We start from the raw sequence: 17135 nt of genomic DNA, 5'->3' as shown, positions 1-17135 counted from the left end.
AAATTAGCCGCCTGAAAAAAACCTACAGGAAACCCGTTGGCATATTGAGAAACATACCGAATATTATTATTTAATGATTTATAGGGCGGATAAGCGTAAGCGTTATCCGCCGTGGTGCATTTTATTTTGCGCGATCGGCGTTATAACAGGTCAAATCCACTTCTACTTTGCAGTCCACCACCAGGTCGGCCACGCAGCACACGCGGGCTGGCGGATGGTCGGCGAAGAATTCGCTGAACACTTTGTTAAACGACTGGAAGTAGCGGGAGTCGGTCAGGAACACTTTGACGTGCACCACGTCCGCCAGGGTATAACCGGCGCTTTCCATGATGTCCACGCAGTTCTGAATCGCCAGGCGGGACTGCTCGATAATGCCGCCTTCCACGACCTCACCGTCTTTCATCGGCGTTTGCCCTGAGACGTACAGCCAGCCACCCGCTTCTACCGCTTTCGCGAAGGGCAGTTTCTGTCCGCCAGTCCCGGTGCTGCCGCCTACTCCGTAACGTTTAATGCTCATTGTTGCTCCTTTCCTGATGGTGGATGGCGCTGCGCTTATCCACCCTACATGTCAAATTCGTGGATAAATGTTTAACGGCGTAAAAACCTTCCGGCACGCCCGATAACCTGTTTATCCTGGCCATAGCTCATCACGCCGTTGACCATAACCGCCTCGATGCCCGCCGCTGGCTGCTGCGGATCGCTGAAACTTGCTACATCGCGCACCGTTTGTGGGTCGAACATTACCAGATCGGCGAAGTAGCCGCATTTCACCAGTCCGCGTTTTGGGAGCTGGAACCGGGCTGCGGACATTCCTGTCATCTTATGCACCGCCACGGTAAGCGGGAACAGTTTCTCGTCGCGGCTGTAATGCCCCAGCACGCGTGGAAATGCTCCCCATAAACGCGGATGCGGCATTGGGTCATTCGGCAAGCCGTCTGAGCCGACCATCGTTACCGGATAGCTCAGCACGCGCCTAACATCCTGCTCGTCCATGTTGTAGTAAATCGCCCCGGCCGGCATTAACAGCTTGCCCGCCTCCAGCAGCGTCATCGACCAGCTTTCGGCAATCTGCTTCAGCGACTGCCCGGCGATTTCCGGGTGCGGCTCCGACCAGGTAATGACGATCTCGAACTCGTCGGTGATTTGTTTGATATCCAGCGTCGAAGAGCTGGCGGAGTACGGGTAGCAGTCGCAGGAAACATCCTGCTGCTCACGTACCTTATCGAACAGCTTCAGCGTTTCCACGGTGCGGCCCCAGTTCTTCGCCCCGGCGCACTTATGGTGCGAAACTACCACCGGCACTTTGCCGTGGCGGCCAATGCGGAATGCCTCATCCAGCGCGTCCAGAATCGGTTCAAACTCAGAGCGCAGGTGGGTGGTGTAAATGCCCTTCTGCGCCGCCAGCTCTTCCGCCAGCGCCATCACCTCTTCAGTGGAAGACTGGAAGGCCGAAGCGTAGGCCAGCCCGGTACTGAGTCCCAAAGCGCCCTGCTCCAGCGCCAGGCGAAGCTGTTTGCGCATCCCACTGATTTCATCTTCGGTGGCGGTGCGGAACAGATCGTCCATATGGTTATTACGCAAAGCGGTATGGCCGACCAGCGTACCTACGTTAATCGCCGGGCGAGCCTGCTCAACGGCGTGTGCATACTCAGCAACCGTAGGGTAAATAAACTGGGTCACGTCACCGAGAAGATTCATCGGATCTGGCACACTGCCTTTCATGGTCGCCGTCGCGGCGCTGATGCCGCAGTTGCCAACAATCACTGTCGTAATGCCCTGGCTGATCTTCGGCAGGTACTCCGGTATACGGATCACGTTGATGTCGTCGTGGGTGTGGACATCGATAAAACCGGGCGCCAGCACGCGGCCCGTGCCGTCAATTTCATGCAGCGCCTGGCCGCCGATTGCCGGGGCAATTTCGGCGATGGTGTCGTCTTTAATCGCGACGTCGGCGCGGTATTCCGGGCCGCCGCTGCCGTCGATTACCGTGACGTTCCTGAACAGATAGTCGAACTTCATGTGTTCTATACCCCCGTTATCTTCTGGACTAAAGTTAACCATTTACAAGCAGGAAAAACAGTGGAAGACTACGCAAAACGCATACGATTTTCTGATACTTTTATTCATCATATTTGCAACAATTAAAATATATCATCTATTTTCAATAAGTTAAAAACGATACCCATTCTGAAAGAAAAGATAATCGCAAAGGAATAATGTTATGAAATACCAGGCCAGTAACCTCGTTCCGCACAAATCTGCCCCGATGTTTACCCCTGCCAACATTCTGCAAGAGGACGTTTGCCTGCCTGCGGCGATCATCAAAAAAGCCGCGCTGGAGAACAATATCCAGTGGATGCAGCGCTATGCGGACGCGCGCGGCGTTTCCCTGGCGCCACACGGAAAAACCACCATGACGCCGTGGATCTTTCAGCAGCAGCAAAAGGCGGGAGCCTGGGCGGTTGGTGTAGGCAGCGCGTGGCAGGCAAGCATAGCGATGGTCGCTGGTATCAAGCGCGTGCTGATGGTGAATCAGCTCGTCGGCAAGGCGAATATGCAGCTGGTTTCAAAACTGAAGAACGAGTATCAGGATGTAGATTATCTTTGCTGTGTGGACAGCGTGGCTAACGCAAAATCTCTCTCTGCCTTCTTCGCCGCTCAGAATCAACAGCTTGATATTTTGATTGAGCTGGGCGTGCCTGGCGGACGCTGCGGCTGCCGCACGGCGGAACAGGCGCTGGCGCTGGCGGAAACCATTTCGACCTTGCCAGGGTTACGCCTGCGCGGGCTGGAGTTATACGAAGGCGTGCTGCACGGTGAAAACCCGCAGCCGAAAGTTGAAGCGCTGCTGCGCGACGCCGCCGCGCTGGCCTGCCAGCTGGAACGCTATGTTGAAGGTGAGTTTGTGCTTACTGGGGCGGGTTCGGTCTGGTATGACGTGGTCTGTAACGTCTGGCTGGAGGAGAAAAAACCCGCCAGCTGCCGCGTGGTCATCCGTCCGGGCTGCTACATCACCCACGACGGCGGTATTTATCAGCAAGCGCAGGACGAGCTGATGGCACGCGACAAGGTCGCCTGCGATTTAGGTGGGGATCTGGTTTCCGCACTGGAGCTGGTTGCCATGGTGCAGTCGGTGCCGGAGAACGACCGGGCAATTGTGAACTTCGGCAAACGTGACAGCGCCTTTGATGCAGGCCTGCCCCAGCCTGTCGCCCACTACCGCCAGGGTAAGCAGCTTGAGCTGGCCGCAGAATCTATCGAAACCACCGGCATTATGGACCAGCATGCCATGCTGCATCTGAAGCCAGGTGCGGACGTGCAGGTGGGCGATATTCTGGTGTTCAGCACCTCCCACCCATGCCTGACGTTTGATAAATGGAAAGCGCTGCTGCTGGCAGACGAAGAGTACAACGTGCTGGAGATCTTAGAGACAGCATTCTGATGTAGATTGCGGCGGATGACGCTACGCTTATCCGCCCTACAGCCCCCTATCCGTAGGCAGGATAAGCAATGCGCTACCCAGCGTAGTTCTCTACCAACTGCAGCGCTCTTCTCCCTCTTTGTCTGGCCGATTAATCCCTGCAACTGTAGGGATTTGATGTATAATCCACGCACTTTTTTCGGGGTTCACCGCGATTTCTGGTGAAGCCGCTGATTTTCTGTCATTTTCCCAAATTACTCATGTTCGAGGTTACTAATATGCAGCTCCCTCATTGCCCACAATGCAATTCCGAATACACCTATGAAGATAATGGTATGTATGTTTGCCCGGAATGTGCGCATGAATGGAACGACGCATCACCTGCGCAGGATGCGGACGAACTTATCGTGAAAGACGCTAACGGCAACCTGCTTGCCGACGGTGATAACGTCACCGTCGTCAAAGATCTCAAAGTAAAAGGCAGCTCTTCGATGCTGAAAATCGGCACCAAAGTGAAGGGCATCCGCCTGGTGGAAGGCGACCATAACATCGACTGCAAAATTGATGGTTTTGGCCCGATGAAGCTGAAATCCGAATTTGTGAAGAAAAACTAAAGGTTATCAATTTTGTAGGGTGGATAAGCACACGTGCCATCCACCTTAAAGTTTATTTTGGTGGATGGCGCTTCGCTTAACCACCCTATGTAATTCACCACCCCGCCTGGCTTGCCCCTCTCCCGACAACTACACTTCATAGGCCCCGGTTCCCAACAGAGGAAAGGCTTATGTCTGTCAGCCCCTACATCTTTTTCGACGGTACCTGCGAGGAAGCCATCGCGTTCTATCAGCAGGCGATTGGTGCCGAACTGCTTTTTAAAATGACCTTCGGCGAAATGCCGAAAGATGGCGATACCGCAGAGCCAGAAGGCTGCGGCAGCGGCTTTAACTGGCCCGACGATAAAATCATGCATGCCAATGTACGTATTGGTGATGGCGAAGTCATGATGAGCGACGGGAATATGTGTGCTGATAAAGTCAAACACACGGGATATTCCCTCAGCCTTTCGTCAAAAGATCTCGCGGAAGGAGAGCGCTGGTTTAATAATCTGGCGGCGGGCGGTGACGTTACCATGCCGTGGGGAGAAACCTTCTGGGCAAAAGGATTTGGCATGCTAACGGATAAATACGGCATTCCCTGGATGGTGAATGTCGAAAAACCGATGTAAATCCATTGCCTATCCGATAAATAAGGCTTGCTGCGACAAGCCTTATTTCAATAATTTTTGACGGCTTATTTATCTTCCCTTCGTTATAAAAAATAGATTCTCGCTATTTCAGCGTGATATCGCCCATTCCCGCGGCACCTCACCGGGATACAGGAAAAAGCTTTGCAGTGCGGGAGGTGCATAGCCGCCGTTAAGCCACTCTCCTGCCTGTGCCGACTGATACGGTACGGGATGCTCAGCCTTCAGACGATCCACCGCCGAGTGGTGGATCATCATTGAGGATGAAAGGGGCGCGGGCAGGCGCCGCGGGGTGATCCGCTGCCAGGTCGTCGGTGGATACCATTCGCAGTGCAAACGTCCCAGCGGATCGGCAATCACTTCGCTGGACGCGAGATGCATTCCCAAATCATCCAGCGCGTCGTGCATCCACAGGTAAGCCCCGTTCGATAATCCACACTCGTCTTCACAGCAGTTATAGCCGCCGCCTACATCATGATGAATGCCGGGGAACAGCACCTGCACTATCCGATCGCGGTTGTCCCAGACGGCGGGAGCAAAATCAACGCGCTGTTCGTCGATGGCAATCGCCTGCAATCCATACTTAACGCGGGCGTGCAGCACGTTGTCCGTAAAGCGAAAAACGTCCATCCGTTTGTCATGGTAATATTTGGGTATCCCCAGATGGCCCACCGTTTCCCATACCGCCACGGCTTCCACCGGTACGCTTGACGTCATGCAGAGCGGGTCGACGCTGTCACAAAAAAACGCCGGAAAATCCCGCAGCACCGCGCCGAGCAAATTACTGTTAACCCCAGAGGTATGCGCCCGATGCAGCGCCCAGACGGAGGCCGCCATCCGCCAGGCTTCTTCTTTATGACGCTCATCAAGATGCAGTTTGCCCCTGCTGAGCAACCCACGATCGATGATTAAATTCGCCAGAGCGCGGGCGGTGTAAGCACCGCGGCTAAAGCCGACCAGATAGATCCGATCCCCTGGCTCCCAGTGGCGGCTCAGAAAGGTATAACCGCGAATGACAGGCGTAATAATACTGGCGCCAAATGTACCGCCGAGCAGCTTTACAAAGCTGTTGTGTGGGTCCCCCACGCCATGAATGTACTTTGCGACCTGTGCCACCTGCCCGCTGCCGTCCAGCCAGAATTTCTCTTGTTCATTAGCCAGTAACAGGCTCTGCTTATCCCCCACCCCTTTCATATCAACGAACAGCTGATAGACATTGCTGACTACCGGCTCATCGTCGGGAAGCTCATCAACGCCGGGTGGGTTCCATGTGCCGTCGGCACAAAAAATTATATTTTTGCCCATGTATGTTCCTCGCCCAGAAGGAATCCTTTAAGAAAAGGCAAAAACCCCGCGTCTCGCAATACGACAAATAGCTGATTAGGCTGATGACTTCTCGTTATCCCCCGTCATGTTCTTCACTCTTCATCTTTTAGAAACCAATACTTAACAGAAACGTCACATTTCATCGGCACCATGAGGCAACTTTTATGGAGGCCGCCCGATGCAAACAATTATTCGCGTCAACAAACTGAGCAAAACCTTCAACCACCACCAGGCGCTGAACGCGGTGGATTTGCAGGTTCGCGAAGGTGAGATGGTTGCGCTGCTGGGGCCATCCGGCTCGGGTAAATCAACGCTGTTACGCCACCTGAGCGGGCTGATAACGTCTGACAGAACCGCAGAATGCCACGTCGAACTGCTTGGCCGCACCGTGCAGAAAGCGGGTCGCCTGGCGAGCGATATCCGCAAAAGCCGCGCCCACACCGGCTACATCTTCCAGCAGTTCAACCTCGTTAACCGCCTGACGGTGCTGGAAAACGTGCTGATTGGCGCGCTGGGTTCCACTCCCTTCTGGCGCACCTGCCTGAAATTATTCACCCGGGAACAAAAGCAACGAGCTTTGCAGGCGCTGACCCGCGTCGGCATGGCGCAGCTGGCTTATCAGCGAGTCTCCACCCTGTCCGGTGGTCAGCAGCAGCGAGTGGCAATAGCCCGCGCGCTGATGCAGCAGGCAAAAGTCATCCTCGCCGATGAGCCCATCGCCTCTCTTGACCCGGAATCCGCCCGCATCGTCATGGAAACCCTGCACGACATTAACCGCCTGGACGGCATTACCGTGGTGGTGACGCTGCATCAGGTGGATTACGCCCTGCGCTATTGCGAACGGATTGTCGCGCTGCGCCAGGGGCACGTGTTTTACGACGGAAGCAGCTCGGCGTTCGACAGCGAACGACTGGGGAATCTCTACCGCAGCATCGCCCGCGTTGACGCGGTGGCTGCCTGATATTTTCATCTACCTTAAGGAATGGTCATGAGCTACAAAAAAGTTGCCGCCCTCGCTTTTACCAGCCTGCTGAGCGTCAGCACCCTGTTTGCCCCGGCCCATGCGGATGAACAGGAAAAATCGATTAACTTCGGCATTATCTCCACCGAATCCCAGCAAAACCTCAAACCGCAGTGGGAGCCGTTCCTGAAGGATATGTCAGCGAAACTAGGGATGAAGGTGAACGCTTTCTTCGCGCCGGACTACGCGGGGATCATCCAGGGCATGCGCTTTAACAAAGTGGATATCGCCTGGTACGGCAACCTCTCCGCCATGGAAGCGGTGGACAGGGCAAACGGCCAGGTCTTCGCGCAAACCGTTGCAGCAGACGGATCGCCGGGCTACTGGAGCGTGCTGATCGTCAACAAAGACAGCCCGATCAACAATCTTCAGGATCTGCTGGCCAAACGCAAAGATCTGACCTTCGGCAACGGCGATCCAAACTCCACTTCTGGCTACCTCGTCCCCGGCTACTACGTCTTCGCGAAAAATAACGTCACCGTGAACGACTTCAAGCGCTCGGTGAACGCCAGTCATGAAACCAACGCGCTGGCCGTCGCCAACGGGCAGGTGGACGTGGCGACCAACAACACCGAAAACCTCGACAAGCTGAAGACCTCTGCGCCGGACAAGCTCAAAGCGCTGAAGGTGATCTGGAAGTCGCCGCTGATCCCGGGCGACCCTATCGTCTGGCGCAAAAACCTCTCCGAAGCGACGAAGGACAAGCTCTACGACTTCTTTATGAGCTACGGCAAAACCCCGGAAGAGAAAGACGTGCTGAGCCGCCTGGGCTGGGCGCCGTTCCGCGCCTCAAGCGACCTGCAGCTGGTGCCGATTCGCCAACTGGCGCTGTTCAAGCAGATGCAGGGCGTGAAGGACAACAAGGGCCTGGACGACAAAGAGAAGGTCAGCAAGGTCAGCGAGCTGCAAAACCAGCTCAACGATCTTGACCGCCTGACCGCGGCTTTAACGGCGATGACCGGCGTGAATAAAGCGGTGCAGTGATTTTTGGTCGATGACGCAGCGCTTATCCACCCGCTGTAGATCGGATAAGCGTCAGCGTCATCCGACAAAAAGCGACACTTTTACGGAGTCACCATGCAACAAACTATCCAAATCGCTGCCCCGAAGCGCAGCTGGTTTTCGCTGCTGAGCTGGGGAATTTTGCTGGCGGTGCTCGCCGTCTCCTGGCAGGGCGCGGAAATGGCGCCGCTCAACCTGTTCCGCGACGCGGGCAATATGGCGACCTTCGCCGCCGACTTTTTCCCGCCTGACTTCAGCGACTGGCGCGTCTACCTGGAAGAAATGGGTATCACTCTGCAAATCGCCGTCTGGGGCACCGCTCTTTCCATCGTGCTCTCGATTCCCTGCGGCCTGATGTGCGCCGACAACCTTGTGCCCTGGTGGGTTTACCAGCCGATGCGCCGCCTGATGGACGCCTGCCGCGCCATCAACGAAATGGTCTTTGCGATGCTGTTCGTGGTCGCCGTGGGTCTGGGGCCGTTCGCTGGCGTGCTGGCCTTGTTTATCCACACCACCGGCGTGCTCTCCAAATTACTTTCTGAAGCCGTTGAAGCTATCGAGCCTGGCCCGGTTGAAGGCATTCGCGCCACCGGGGCGAACAAGATTGAAGAGATTCTTTACGGCGTGCTGCCCCAGGTGATGCCGCTGCTGATCTCCTACTCCCTCTACCGCTTCGAGTCGAACGTCCGTTCGGCAACCGTGGTCGGCATGGTGGGCGCGGGCGGCATCGGCGTGACGCTTTGGGAGGCGATTCGCGGCTTCCAGTTCCAGCAAACCTGCGCGCTGATGATCGTCATCATCATCACCGTCAGCCTGCTGGATTTCATGTCCCAGCGTCTGCGTAAGCATTTCATTTGAGGGGACGAAGGATGCCGTGGATGACGAAAACGGATAGCTGTAGGTCGGGTAAGCGCAGCGTCACCCGACAAATCAAAAACAAGCAGAGGATTGACTGACATGCACTTATCCAGACATCCGACCAGTTACCCAACCCGCTACCAGGAGATCGCCGCCCTGCTTGAGCTGGAGCTGCGTAACAACTACCGCTGCGGCGACTATCTGCCCGCAGAAGGCCAGCTGGCGGCGCGCTACGAAGTCAACCGCCACACCCTGCGCCGCGCCATCGACCAGCTGGTGGAAAAAGGCTGGGTGCAGCGCCGTCAGGGCGTTGGCGTGCTGGTTTTAATGCGCCCGTTCGACTACCCGCTGAACGCCCAGGCGCGCTTCAGCCAGAACCTGCTCGACCAGGGCAGCCACCCCACCAGCGAGCGCTTACTTGCCGTATTGCGCCCGGCCTCCAGCCACGTTGCCGATGCACTGGGTGTAGCCGAAGGCGAAGAAGTTATTCACCTTCGCACCCTAAGGCGCGTTAACGGCATCGCCGTTTGCCTTATCGACCACTACTTTGCCGACCTGACGTGGTGGCCCGCGCTGCAGCAGTTCCACAGCGGATCGCTGCACGACGTGATCGGCAGCCAGCTCGGCATTCATCTTAAACGCACGCAAACCCGCATCAGCGCCCGCCGCGCGCAGGCCAAAGAGAGCCGCCTGCTGGAGATCCCCAACATGGCTCCGCTGCTGTGCGTGCGCACCCTTAACCATCGTGAAGGCGAGGCCAACCCGGCGGAATACTCCGTCAGCCTGACCCGCGCCGACATGATCGAATTCACTATGGAGCACTAAATGGACGCCACGCAAAAAGATATCGCACAGCGCCAGAACTGGATGGCCGTGCTCGCCCACAGCCTGCCGCACGAGCTGGCGGAACGCTGGGCTGAACTGAAGCTAAACCCTGTCTTTCAGGTCATTCGCCAGCCGGAAGTAGGACTGGTGCAGATCCAGGGGCGCATGGGCGCAACGGGGCAACGTTTCTTTGCGGGCGACGCCACCTTAACCCGCGCCGTTGTGCAGCTGGGTAACGGCACCTACGGCTACAGCTATTTATTAGGGCGGGATAAAGCCCACGCCGAGCGCTGCGCGGCGATCGATGCGCTGATGCAGGAAGAGAGCCTGCGCAGAACGTTACAGGAAACCTTAATTGCGCCGCTGGCGGCTAACCGGGAGCAGCGCCTTGCCAGAAGGCGCGCCGAGGTGAACAGCAGCCGCGTCGACTTCTTTACCCTGGTTCGCGGAGATAACGCATGACCTTAATGACCGCTTTCACCCTGCCCGTGCAGGACGCCCAGCAGAGCTTCCGTCGCCTGCTAAAAGCCATGAGCGAGCCGGGCGTTATCGTCGCGCTGCATTCGCTTCATCAGGGCTGGACGCCGCTGAGCGTCGCCTCCACCAGCGTGCTGCTGACGCTTGCCGACAACGATACTCCGGTGTGGATTAGCGAGGCGTTGAACAACGAAACCACCGCGCAAAATGCTCGTTTCCACACCAATGCTCCACTCGCACAGACGCCGGAAACGGCCCAGTTTGCCGTAGCCGATGCCAGCATCTCGGGCGAACAGCTCAACGCCCTGGCCCAGGGAACGGACGTCGCCCCCGACACCAGCGCCACGCTGATTTTGCAGGTCAGCAGCCTGAGCGGAGGCCGCATGCTGCGCCTGACCGGCGCGGGCATTCAGGAAGAGCGCATGATTGCCCCGCAGCTGCCGGACTGCGTGATCCATGAGTTAACCGAACGTCCGCACCCGTTCCCGCTGGGCATCGACCTGATCCTCACCTGCGGCGAGCGCCTGCTGGCCATCCCCCGCACCACCCACGTGGAGGTGTGCTGATGTACGTCGCCGTGAAAGGGGGCGAGAAGGCGATTGCCGCCGCCCACACGCTGCAGGAGCTGAACCGCCGGGGTGAACAGAGCCTCGCCGAGCTGAGCGTGGCGCAAATCGAGCAGCAGCTGGGCCTGGCGGTAGACCGCGTGATGACCGAAGGTGGTATTGCCGACCGTGAACTCGCGGCCCTTGCCATCAAGCAGGCGAGCGGCGATATGGTCGAAGCCATCTTCCTGCTGCGCGCTTACCGCACCACGCTGCCACGTTTAGCCGTGAGCGAACCGCTGAATACCTCGGAGATGCGGCTGGAACGCCGAATTTCGGCCACTTACAAAGACATTCCCGGCGGCCAGCTGCTCGGCCCGACCTACGACTACACCCATCGCCTGCTGGATTTCACGCTGCTGGCCAACGGCGAAACCCCGGAGCTAAAAGCGGGCGATACCCACGCCGACCCGGCCCCCCATGTGTTCAGCATGCTGGCGAAGCAGGGCCTGGCGAAAGCCGAAGAAGATAACGGCGCACAGCCGGACGATATCACCCGCCAGCCGCCGGTTTATCCATGCTCCCGCTCCTCCCGCTTACAGCAGCTGGTGCGCGGCGACGAAGGTTATCTGCTGGCGCTGGCCTACTCCACCCAGCGCGGCTACGGGCGCAATCACCCGTTCGCGGGGGAGATCCGCAGCGGCTACGTTGATATCGAAATCGTGCCGGAAGAGCTGGGATTTGCGGTGAACATCGGCGAACTTCTGCTGACCGAGTGTGAAATGGTCAACGGTTTTGTCGCCCCCGAAGAAGAAGCACCACACTTTACGCGCGGCTACGGGCTGGCGTTCGGCATGAGCGAACGCAAGGCGATGGCGATGGCGCTGGTAGACCGCGCGCTGCAGGCCCCGGACTACGACGAAACCGTTGCCGGCCCGGCGCAGGACGAAGAGTTTGTGCTCTCGCACGCGGATAACGTTGAGGCTGCGGGCTTCGTCTCGCACCTCAAGCTGCCGCACTACGTCGATTTCCAGGCCGAGCTGGAACTGCTAAACCGCCTGATTAAGGAGCGCGACCATGGCTAACCTGAGCGGCTACAACTTCGCCTATCTGGACGAGCAAACCAAACGCATGATCCGCCGCGCCATCCTCAAGGCCGTGGCTATTCCAGGCTATCAGGTGCCGTTTGGCGGACGCGAGATGCCGATGCCCTACGGCTGGGGCACGGGGGGCATTCAGATCACCGCCAGCGTCATTGGTGAAGCAGACGTGCTGAAGGTCATCGACCAGGGCGCGGACGACACCACTAACGCCGTGTCGATCCGCAACTTCTTCAGGCGCGTGACGGGCGTGAACACCACCGAGCGCACGGAAGACGCGACGCTGATCCAGACCCGCCACCGCATCCCGGAAACGCCGCTCGCTGAAGACCAGATCCTGATTTACCAGGTGCCGATCCCCGAGCCGCTGCGCTTTATCGAACCGCGCGAAACGGAGACCCGCACCATGCACGCGCTGGAGGAGTACGGCGTGATGCAGGTGAAGCTGTACGAAGATATCGCCCGCTTCGGCCACATCGCCACCACCTACGCCTACCCGGTGAAGGTCAACGAGCGCTACGTGATGGACCCGTCGCCGATCCCAAAATTCGACAACCCGAAGATGGATATGATGCCCGCGCTGCAGCTGTTCGGCGCCGGACGCGAGAAGCGTATTTACGCCGTGCCGCCGTTTACCCGCGTGGAGAGCCTCGACTTCGACGACCATCCGTTCACCGTTCAGGAGTGGGATGAGCCTTGCGCTATCTGCGGCTCGCACCACAGCTACCTGGATGAAGTGGTGCTGGACGATGCGGGCAGCCGCATGTTCGTCTGCTCCGATACCGATTTCTGCCGTCAGAACAGCGAGGCCGCCGCCCAATGATCCAGCCACTCCTTTCGGTCAACAACCTGACCCACCTGTACGCCCCCGGCAAAGGCTTCAGCGACGTGTCGTTTGAGCTGTACCCCGGCGAAGTGCTGGGCATTGTCGGCGAGTCCGGCTCCGGCAAAACCACGCTGTTAAAGTCGATTTCTGCCCGCCTCGCGCCGCAGAACGGCGAAGTGATTTACCTGGATGAGTCGCTGTACGGCATGAGCGAAGGCGACCGTCGCCGCCTGCTGCGCACCGAGTGGGGCGTGGTGCATCAGCATGCGATGGACGGCCTGCGCCGCCATGTCTCCGCCGGCGGCAACATCGGCGAGCGGCTGATGGCGACCGGCGCACGCCATTACGGCGAGATCCGCGCCACGGCCCAGCGCTGGCTGGAAGAGGTGGAAATCCCTGCCTCACGTATCGATGACCTGCCAACGACGTTTTCCGGTGGCATGCAGCAGCGCCTGCAAATCGCCCGCAACCTGGTGACGCACCCGAAGCTGGTATTTATGGATGAGCCAACCGGCGGGTTGGACGTGTCGGTTCAGGCGCGCCTGCTCGACCTGCTGCGAGGCCTGGTGCGGGAGCTGAACCTGGCGGTGGTGATTGTCACCCACGACCTGGGCGTGGCGCGTCTGCTGGCCGACCGTCTGCTGGTCATGAAGCAGGGCCAGGTGGTGGAGAGCGGGCTGACCGACCGCGTGCTGGACGACCCCCACCACCCTTACACCCAGCTGCTGGTGTCATCGGTATTGCAGAACTGACTTTGCCGGATGGCGCACCAGTAGGTCGGATAAGGCGCCAGCCGCCATCCGACGTGATAGCAACCATTTCAAGGAATCCATATGTCCCGCTTACGGGTAGAAAACCTCAGCAAAACCTTTGTGCTGCACCACCAGCACGGCATTCGCCTGCCGGTGCTGGCTAACGCCTCTTTAGAAGTTAAAGGTGGGGAATGCGTGGTGCTGCACGGCCATTCCGGCAGCGGCAAATCCACCCTGCTCCGCTCGCTATACGCCAACTATCTGCCGGATGAAGGCCATATCTGGGTGAAGCATGACGACGCCTGGCTGGATATCGTGCGGGCTCCGGCGCGGGACGTGCTGGCGGTGCGCCGCAAAACCATCGGCTGGGTGAGCCAGTTCCTGCGGGTTATCCCGCGAATCTCCGCTCTGGAAGTGGTGATGCAGCCACTGCTGGATTTGGGCGTCCCCCGTGACGAGTGCGTGGCGAAGGCATCCCGTTTGCTGACGCGCCTGAACGTACCGGAACGCCTGTGGAGCCTTGCCCCCTCGACGTTTTCCGGCGGCGAACAGCAGCGCGTGAACATCGCCCGCGGATTTATCGTCGATTACCCGATTCTGCTGCTCGATGAGCCGACCGCCTCGCTGGATGCGAAAAACAGCGCCGCCGTGGTGTCGCTGATTCAGGAGGCAAAAGCGCGGGGCGCGGCGGTTGTCGGGATATTCCACGACGAAGCGGTACGCAATCAGGTGGCGGACCGCCTGCATTCCATGGCTACGGTAGAGGCGCAACATGATTATCAATAACGTCAGGCTGGTGCTGGAAAACGAAGTGGTTAGCGGCTCGCTGGAAGTGGCCGACGGACTGATCCGAAACTTTGCCGACAGCCCAAGCAGCCTGCCCCAGGCCCACGACGGCGAGGGCGGCTGGCTGCTGCCGGGGCTTATCGAGCTGCATACCGATAACCTGGACAAATTCTTCACCCCGCGCCCGAAGGTGGACTGGCCCGCCCACTCCGCCATGAGCAGCCACGACGCGCTGATGGTGGCAAGCGGCATCACCACCGTGCTGGACGCGGTGGCGCTGGGCGACGTGCGGGACGGCGGCGACCGGCTGGAAAACTTAGAGAAGATGATCAACGCGGTGATGCAGACCCAGGCCCGGGGCATCAACCGCGCCGAGCATCGCCTGCACCTGCGCTGCGAGCTGCCTCACCACACGACCCTGCCGCTCTTCCGGCAGCTTATCGACCGGGGCGGCGTCTCGCTGGTGTCGCTGATGGACCACTCGCCGGGCCAGCGCCAGTTCTCTAATCTGGTTAAGTATCGCGAGTATTACCAGGGAAAATATTCCCTCAGCGATGCGGAGATGAACAGCTACGAGGCGGATCAGCTGGCGCTGGCGGAACGCTGGTCGCAGCCGAACCGCCTGGCGATTGCCGCCGAATGCCGGGCGCGAAACATTGCCCTTGCCAGCCATGACGACGCGACCGCCGCGCACGTAGCGGAATCCCACGAGCTGGGCAGCGTCATCGCCGAGTTCCCGACGACCCTTGAAGCCGCGCAGGCCTCTCGCCAGCACGGCCTGAGCGTGCTGATGGGCGCACCGAATATCGTGCGGGGCGGCTCGCATTCCGGCAACGTGGCGGCGCATCAGCTGGCGCAGGCGGGGCTGCTGGACATCCTCTCTTCCGATTACTACCCGGCGAGCCTGCTGGATGCAGCCTTTCGCGTGGCGCACGACGAGTCGAACAGCTTCACGCTCCCGCAGGCGGTGGCGCTGGTGACGCGTAACCCGGCGCGGGCGCTCAGTCTGGAAGATCGCGGCGTGCTGGCGGAAGGAAAACGGGCGGATATGGTACTGGCCCATCAGCACGGCGACCATGTTTACGTCGGGCACGTCTGGCGTCAGGGAATGCGGGTGTTCTGATGAGCAAAATGGTCTGGTTGATGGGGCCGTCCGGCTCCGGGAAAGACAGCCTGCTGACGGCGCTCCGCCAGCAGGAGAACAATCGGCTGCTGGTGGCGCACCGCTACATCACCCGCGCCGCCGACGCGGGCTGCGAAAATCACGTTGCGCTCAGCGAAAAGGAGTTCGCGCTGCGGCAGGAGCAGGGGCTGTTTGCCCTGAGCTGGCAGGCGCACCACCAGAGCTACGGCGTCGGCGTGGAGCTGGATATCTGGCTGGAGGCGGGCTTTGACGTGGTGGTGAACGGCTCGCGCCAGCATCTGAAGCAGGCACGGGCACGTTACGGCGACGCGCTGGTACCCATTTGCCTGCACGTTTCACCGGAAGTGCTGCGCCAGCGGCTCGAACTGCGCGGTCGGGAAACGCCGCAGCAGATAGAGCAGCGCCTGCAGCGGGCGGCTTTTTATGCGCCGGATCTGGACGACTGTCTGGTACTCCATAACGACGGCAGTCTGCTACAGTCAGTCGAGTCGTTTATGCGCATGGTAAACGGCCAGCGCAACGCCAACGTCGTTCACTTTCGCCGTAAGGAGCCACGCCATGTCTGAAGTTGAATTTCGCCGCGCCACGATTGCCGACGGCGATATCGTTTACGCCCTGATCTGCGAGCTGAAGCAGGCGGAGTTTGACCGCCAGGCTTTTAACGTCGGCTTTGCGGCAAATCTCGAAGATCACAACCTGTGCTACCAGCTTGCCCTGCTTAACGGCGACGTTGTCGGCATGATCGGCCTGCATATGCAGTTTCATCTGCATCACGTGAACTGGATTGCGGAGATCCAGGAGCTGGTGGTGATGCCCCAGGCGCGGGGCCACGGCGTAGGCAGCAAGCTGCTGGCGTGGGCGGAAGAGCAGGCGCGTATCGCGGGGGCGGAGCTAACGGAACTCTCCACCAGCACCGGACGCCTGGATGCGCACCGTTTTTACCAGCGGGAAGGCTATAAACAGACCCATTTTCGCTTTACCAAACCGGTGGAGATCAACAGTGAGCCTGAAAATCACCCTTAGCGGCACCGGTGGCGCGCAGCTGGTTCCCGCTTTTGGCTGCCACTGTAACGCCTGCGAACGCGCCCGCAATAATCCGCAGTATCGGCGCAAACCTTGCAGCGCAGTGGTGGAGTTCAACAAGGCGGTGACGCTGCTGGACGCGGGGATTCCCGACCTGATGGAATGCTGGCAGCCCGAAGAGATCCATCAGTTTCTGCTCACCCATTACCATATGGATCATGTGCAGGGCCTGTTCCCGCTGCGCTGGGGCGTAGGCGAGAAAATCCGCGTTTATGGCCCGCCTGATGAGCAAGGCTGCGACGATCTCTTTAAGCATTCCGGAATTCTGGATTTCAGCCATACGCTGGAGCCGTTCGTCTGGTTCACCCTGCAGGCGCTGCGCGTGACACCCCTGCCCCTTAACCACTCGAAGCTGACCTTCGGCTACCTGTTTGAAACGCCCCATAGCCGCGTTGCCTGGCTGTGCGATACGGCAGGGCTGCCGGAGAAGACATTGAAGTTTCTGGTGAACAACAGGCCCGAAGTGGTGGTGATTGATTGCAGCCACGAACCCAGAGCGGAAACGCCAAAAAACCACTGCGATTTGAATACGGTGATAGCCCTGAATGGACACATCGGCTGCCCGCGCGTGATCCTCACGCACATCAGCCACCAGTTCGACTGCTGGCTAATGGAAAACGATTTACCAGCGGGATTCGAAGCCGGATTTGACGGGCTGGTGATCGAGGTGGATTAAGGTTTTTTGCCGGATGGCGCTGCGCTTATCCGGCCTACGAAAGCTGGTGA

The 17135-nt window shown here is 58.9% G+C and carries 20 protein-coding genes; 17 read left to right on the top strand and 3 right to left on the bottom strand.

Features of this window, described 5'->3' with window-relative positions:
• Nucleotides 1-121: 121 nt before the first annotated feature.
• Nucleotides 122-517: a RidA family protein gene (locus tag HYQ67_RS16705; protein ID WP_202305345.1), complete on the bottom strand. Its 396-nt coding sequence runs from the start codon at nt 515-517 to the stop codon at nt 122-124.
• A 71-nt stretch (nt 518-588) separates the two neighbouring features.
• The gene (locus HYQ67_RS16700; protein WP_202305344.1) at nt 589-2019 is read right to left on the bottom strand and encodes an N-acyl-D-amino-acid deacylase family protein; all 1431 of its coding nucleotides are present in this window, start codon (nt 2017-2019) and stop codon (nt 589-591) included.
• A gap of 202 nt (nt 2020-2221) precedes the next feature.
• Here HYQ67_RS16700 and HYQ67_RS16695 point away from each other — a divergent pair, with 202 nt between their 5' ends.
• The 3 genes from HYQ67_RS16695 to yjdN all read left to right on the top strand — a co-directional run bounded on the left by HYQ67_RS16695 (nt 2222) and on the right by yjdN (nt 4646).
• Entirely contained in the window at nt 2222-3442 is a 1221-nt protein-coding gene (locus HYQ67_RS16695; protein WP_202305343.1) for an amino acid deaminase, read from the top strand.
• Nucleotides 3443-3699: 257 nt separating this feature from the next.
• A complete protein-coding gene (locus HYQ67_RS16690) occupies nt 3700-4035 on the top strand; it encodes a zinc ribbon domain-containing protein YjdM (protein ID WP_202305342.1) in 336 nt (111 codons plus the stop codon).
• A 170-nt stretch (nt 4036-4205) separates the two neighbouring features.
• Entirely contained in the window at nt 4206-4646 is a 441-nt protein-coding gene (gene yjdN, locus HYQ67_RS16685) for a VOC family metalloprotein YjdN (RefSeq protein ID WP_202305341.1), read from the top strand.
• A 108-nt stretch (nt 4647-4754) separates the two neighbouring features.
• On the opposite strand, the gene HYQ67_RS16680 is transcribed toward yjdN, so the two are convergent.
• Entirely contained in the window at nt 4755-5969 is a 1215-nt protein-coding gene (locus tag HYQ67_RS16680; RefSeq protein ID WP_202305340.1) for a T6SS phospholipase effector Tle1-like catalytic domain-containing protein, read from the bottom strand.
• A 199-nt stretch (nt 5970-6168) separates the two neighbouring features.
• Between HYQ67_RS16680 and phnC the strand changes: the two genes are divergently transcribed.
• The 14 genes from phnC to phnP all read left to right on the top strand — a co-directional run bounded on the left by phnC (nt 6169) and on the right by phnP (nt 17085).
• Nucleotides 6169-6951: a phosphonate ABC transporter ATP-binding protein gene (gene phnC, locus HYQ67_RS16675; RefSeq protein ID WP_202305339.1), complete on the top strand. Its 783-nt coding sequence runs from the start codon at nt 6169-6171 to the stop codon at nt 6949-6951.
• A gap of 27 nt (nt 6952-6978) precedes the next feature.
• A complete protein-coding gene (gene phnD / locus HYQ67_RS16670; RefSeq protein ID WP_202305338.1) occupies nt 6979-7995 on the top strand; it encodes a phosphonate ABC transporter substrate-binding protein in 1017 nt (338 codons plus the stop codon).
• A 93-nt stretch (nt 7996-8088) separates the two neighbouring features.
• Nucleotides 8089-8871, top strand: coding sequence for a phosphonate ABC transporter, permease protein PhnE (gene phnE / locus HYQ67_RS16665; RefSeq protein ID WP_202305336.1), 783 nt, complete (start codon nt 8089-8091; stop codon nt 8869-8871).
• 99 nt (nt 8872-8970) lie between these two features.
• Nucleotides 8971-9696, top strand: a complete 726-nt coding sequence (gene phnF / locus HYQ67_RS16660; RefSeq protein WP_202305334.1) for a phosphonate metabolism transcriptional regulator PhnF — start codon at nt 8971-8973, stop codon at nt 9694-9696.
• The gene (phnG, locus tag HYQ67_RS16655) at nt 9697-10158 is read left to right on the top strand and encodes a phosphonate C-P lyase system protein PhnG (protein WP_202305332.1); all 462 of its coding nucleotides are present in this window, start codon (nt 9697-9699) and stop codon (nt 10156-10158) included.
• Entirely contained in the window at nt 10155-10739 is a 585-nt protein-coding gene (gene phnH, locus HYQ67_RS16650) for a phosphonate C-P lyase system protein PhnH (protein WP_202305330.1), read from the top strand. Before phnG ends, phnH begins: the two co-directional genes overlap by 4 nt.
• A complete protein-coding gene (locus HYQ67_RS16645) occupies nt 10739-11803 on the top strand; it encodes a carbon-phosphorus lyase complex subunit (protein WP_202305328.1) in 1065 nt (354 codons plus the stop codon). Before phnH ends, HYQ67_RS16645 begins: the two co-directional genes overlap by 1 nt.
• A complete protein-coding gene (gene phnJ, locus HYQ67_RS16640) occupies nt 11796-12641 on the top strand; it encodes an alpha-D-ribose 1-methylphosphonate 5-phosphate C-P-lyase PhnJ (RefSeq protein ID WP_202305326.1) in 846 nt (281 codons plus the stop codon). The genes HYQ67_RS16645 and phnJ overlap by 8 nt, the downstream gene beginning before the upstream one ends.
• Nucleotides 12638-13396 (top strand): phosphonate C-P lyase system protein PhnK, encoded by a 759-nt coding sequence (phnK, locus tag HYQ67_RS16635; RefSeq protein ID WP_202305324.1) that lies wholly within the window; start codon nt 12638-12640, stop codon nt 13394-13396. The genes phnJ and phnK overlap by 4 nt, the downstream gene beginning before the upstream one ends.
• Nucleotides 13397-13477: 81 nt before the next feature.
• Nucleotides 13478-14182, top strand: a complete 705-nt coding sequence (gene phnL, locus HYQ67_RS16630) for a phosphonate C-P lyase system protein PhnL (RefSeq protein WP_202305322.1) — start codon at nt 13478-13480, stop codon at nt 14180-14182.
• A complete protein-coding gene (gene phnM, locus HYQ67_RS16625; RefSeq protein WP_202305320.1) occupies nt 14169-15305 on the top strand; it encodes an alpha-D-ribose 1-methylphosphonate 5-triphosphate diphosphatase in 1137 nt (378 codons plus the stop codon). The genes phnL and phnM overlap by 14 nt, the downstream gene beginning before the upstream one ends.
• A complete protein-coding gene (gene phnN / locus HYQ67_RS16620; protein WP_202305318.1) occupies nt 15305-15892 on the top strand; it encodes a ribose 1,5-bisphosphokinase in 588 nt (195 codons plus the stop codon). The genes phnM and phnN overlap by 1 nt, the downstream gene beginning before the upstream one ends.
• Nucleotides 15885-16349, top strand: a complete 465-nt coding sequence (gene phnO, locus HYQ67_RS16615) for an aminoalkylphosphonate N-acetyltransferase (protein ID WP_202305316.1) — start codon at nt 15885-15887, stop codon at nt 16347-16349. Before phnN ends, phnO begins: the two co-directional genes overlap by 8 nt.
• Complete coding sequence (phnP, locus tag HYQ67_RS16610) at nt 16327-17085, top strand: phosphonate metabolism protein PhnP (protein WP_202305307.1); 759 nt, start codon at nt 16327-16329, stop codon at nt 17083-17085. Before phnO ends, phnP begins: the two co-directional genes overlap by 23 nt.
• The last annotated feature ends 50 nt before the right edge of the window (nt 17086-17135 follow it).

Source organism: Dryocola clanedunensis subsp. sulfonylureivorans (genome assembly GCF_016756775.1).
Taxonomy (GTDB): Bacteria; Pseudomonadota; Gammaproteobacteria; order Enterobacterales; family Enterobacteriaceae; genus Dryocola; species Dryocola clanedunensis.
Note: the sequence above shows the minus strand (reverse complement) of the source record. Positions and strands in the feature narration are given on the sequence as shown.

Excerpts from the sequence above, each read along its gene's own strand:
- HYQ67_RS16690 (WP_202305342.1), top strand. The coding sequence starts at position 3,700 with ATGCAGCTCCCTCATTGCCCACAATGCAATTCCGAATACACCTATGAA.
- phnE (WP_202305336.1), top strand. The coding sequence starts at position 8,089 with ATGCAACAAACTATCCAAATCGCTGCCCCGAAGCGCAGCTGGTTTTCG.
- phnC (WP_202305339.1), top strand. The coding sequence starts at position 6,169 with ATGCAAACAATTATTCGCGTCAACAAACTGAGCAAAACCTTCAACCAC.
- phnH (WP_202305330.1), top strand. The coding sequence starts at position 10,155 with ATGACCTTAATGACCGCTTTCACCCTGCCCGTGCAGGACGCCCAGCAG.
- HYQ67_RS16705 (WP_202305345.1), bottom strand. The coding sequence starts at position 517 with ATGAGCATTAAACGTTACGGAGTAGGCGGCAGCACCGGGACTGGCGGA.
- phnN (WP_202305318.1), top strand. The coding sequence starts at position 15,305 with ATGAGCAAAATGGTCTGGTTGATGGGGCCGTCCGGCTCCGGGAAAGAC.
- phnM (WP_202305320.1), top strand. The coding sequence starts at position 14,169 with ATGATTATCAATAACGTCAGGCTGGTGCTGGAAAACGAAGTGGTTAGC.
- phnL (WP_202305322.1), top strand. The coding sequence starts at position 13,478 with ATGTCCCGCTTACGGGTAGAAAACCTCAGCAAAACCTTTGTGCTGCAC.
- phnJ (WP_202305326.1), top strand. The coding sequence starts at position 11,796 with ATGGCTAACCTGAGCGGCTACAACTTCGCCTATCTGGACGAGCAAACC.
- HYQ67_RS16680 (WP_202305340.1), bottom strand. The coding sequence starts at position 5,969 with ATGGGCAAAAATATAATTTTTTGTGCCGACGGCACATGGAACCCACCC.
- phnF (WP_202305334.1), top strand. The coding sequence starts at position 8,971 with ATGCACTTATCCAGACATCCGACCAGTTACCCAACCCGCTACCAGGAG.
- phnD (WP_202305338.1), top strand. The coding sequence starts at position 6,979 with ATGAGCTACAAAAAAGTTGCCGCCCTCGCTTTTACCAGCCTGCTGAGC.
- yjdN (WP_202305341.1), top strand. The coding sequence starts at position 4,206 with ATGTCTGTCAGCCCCTACATCTTTTTCGACGGTACCTGCGAGGAAGCC.
- phnO (WP_202305316.1), top strand. The coding sequence starts at position 15,885 with ATGTCTGAAGTTGAATTTCGCCGCGCCACGATTGCCGACGGCGATATC.
- HYQ67_RS16695 (WP_202305343.1), top strand. The coding sequence starts at position 2,222 with ATGAAATACCAGGCCAGTAACCTCGTTCCGCACAAATCTGCCCCGATG.
- HYQ67_RS16645 (WP_202305328.1), top strand. The coding sequence starts at position 10,739 with ATGTACGTCGCCGTGAAAGGGGGCGAGAAGGCGATTGCCGCCGCCCAC.
- HYQ67_RS16700 (WP_202305344.1), bottom strand. The coding sequence starts at position 2,019 with ATGAAGTTCGACTATCTGTTCAGGAACGTCACGGTAATCGACGGCAGC.
- phnK (WP_202305324.1), top strand. The coding sequence starts at position 12,638 with ATGATCCAGCCACTCCTTTCGGTCAACAACCTGACCCACCTGTACGCC.
- phnG (WP_202305332.1), top strand. The coding sequence starts at position 9,697 with ATGGACGCCACGCAAAAAGATATCGCACAGCGCCAGAACTGGATGGCC.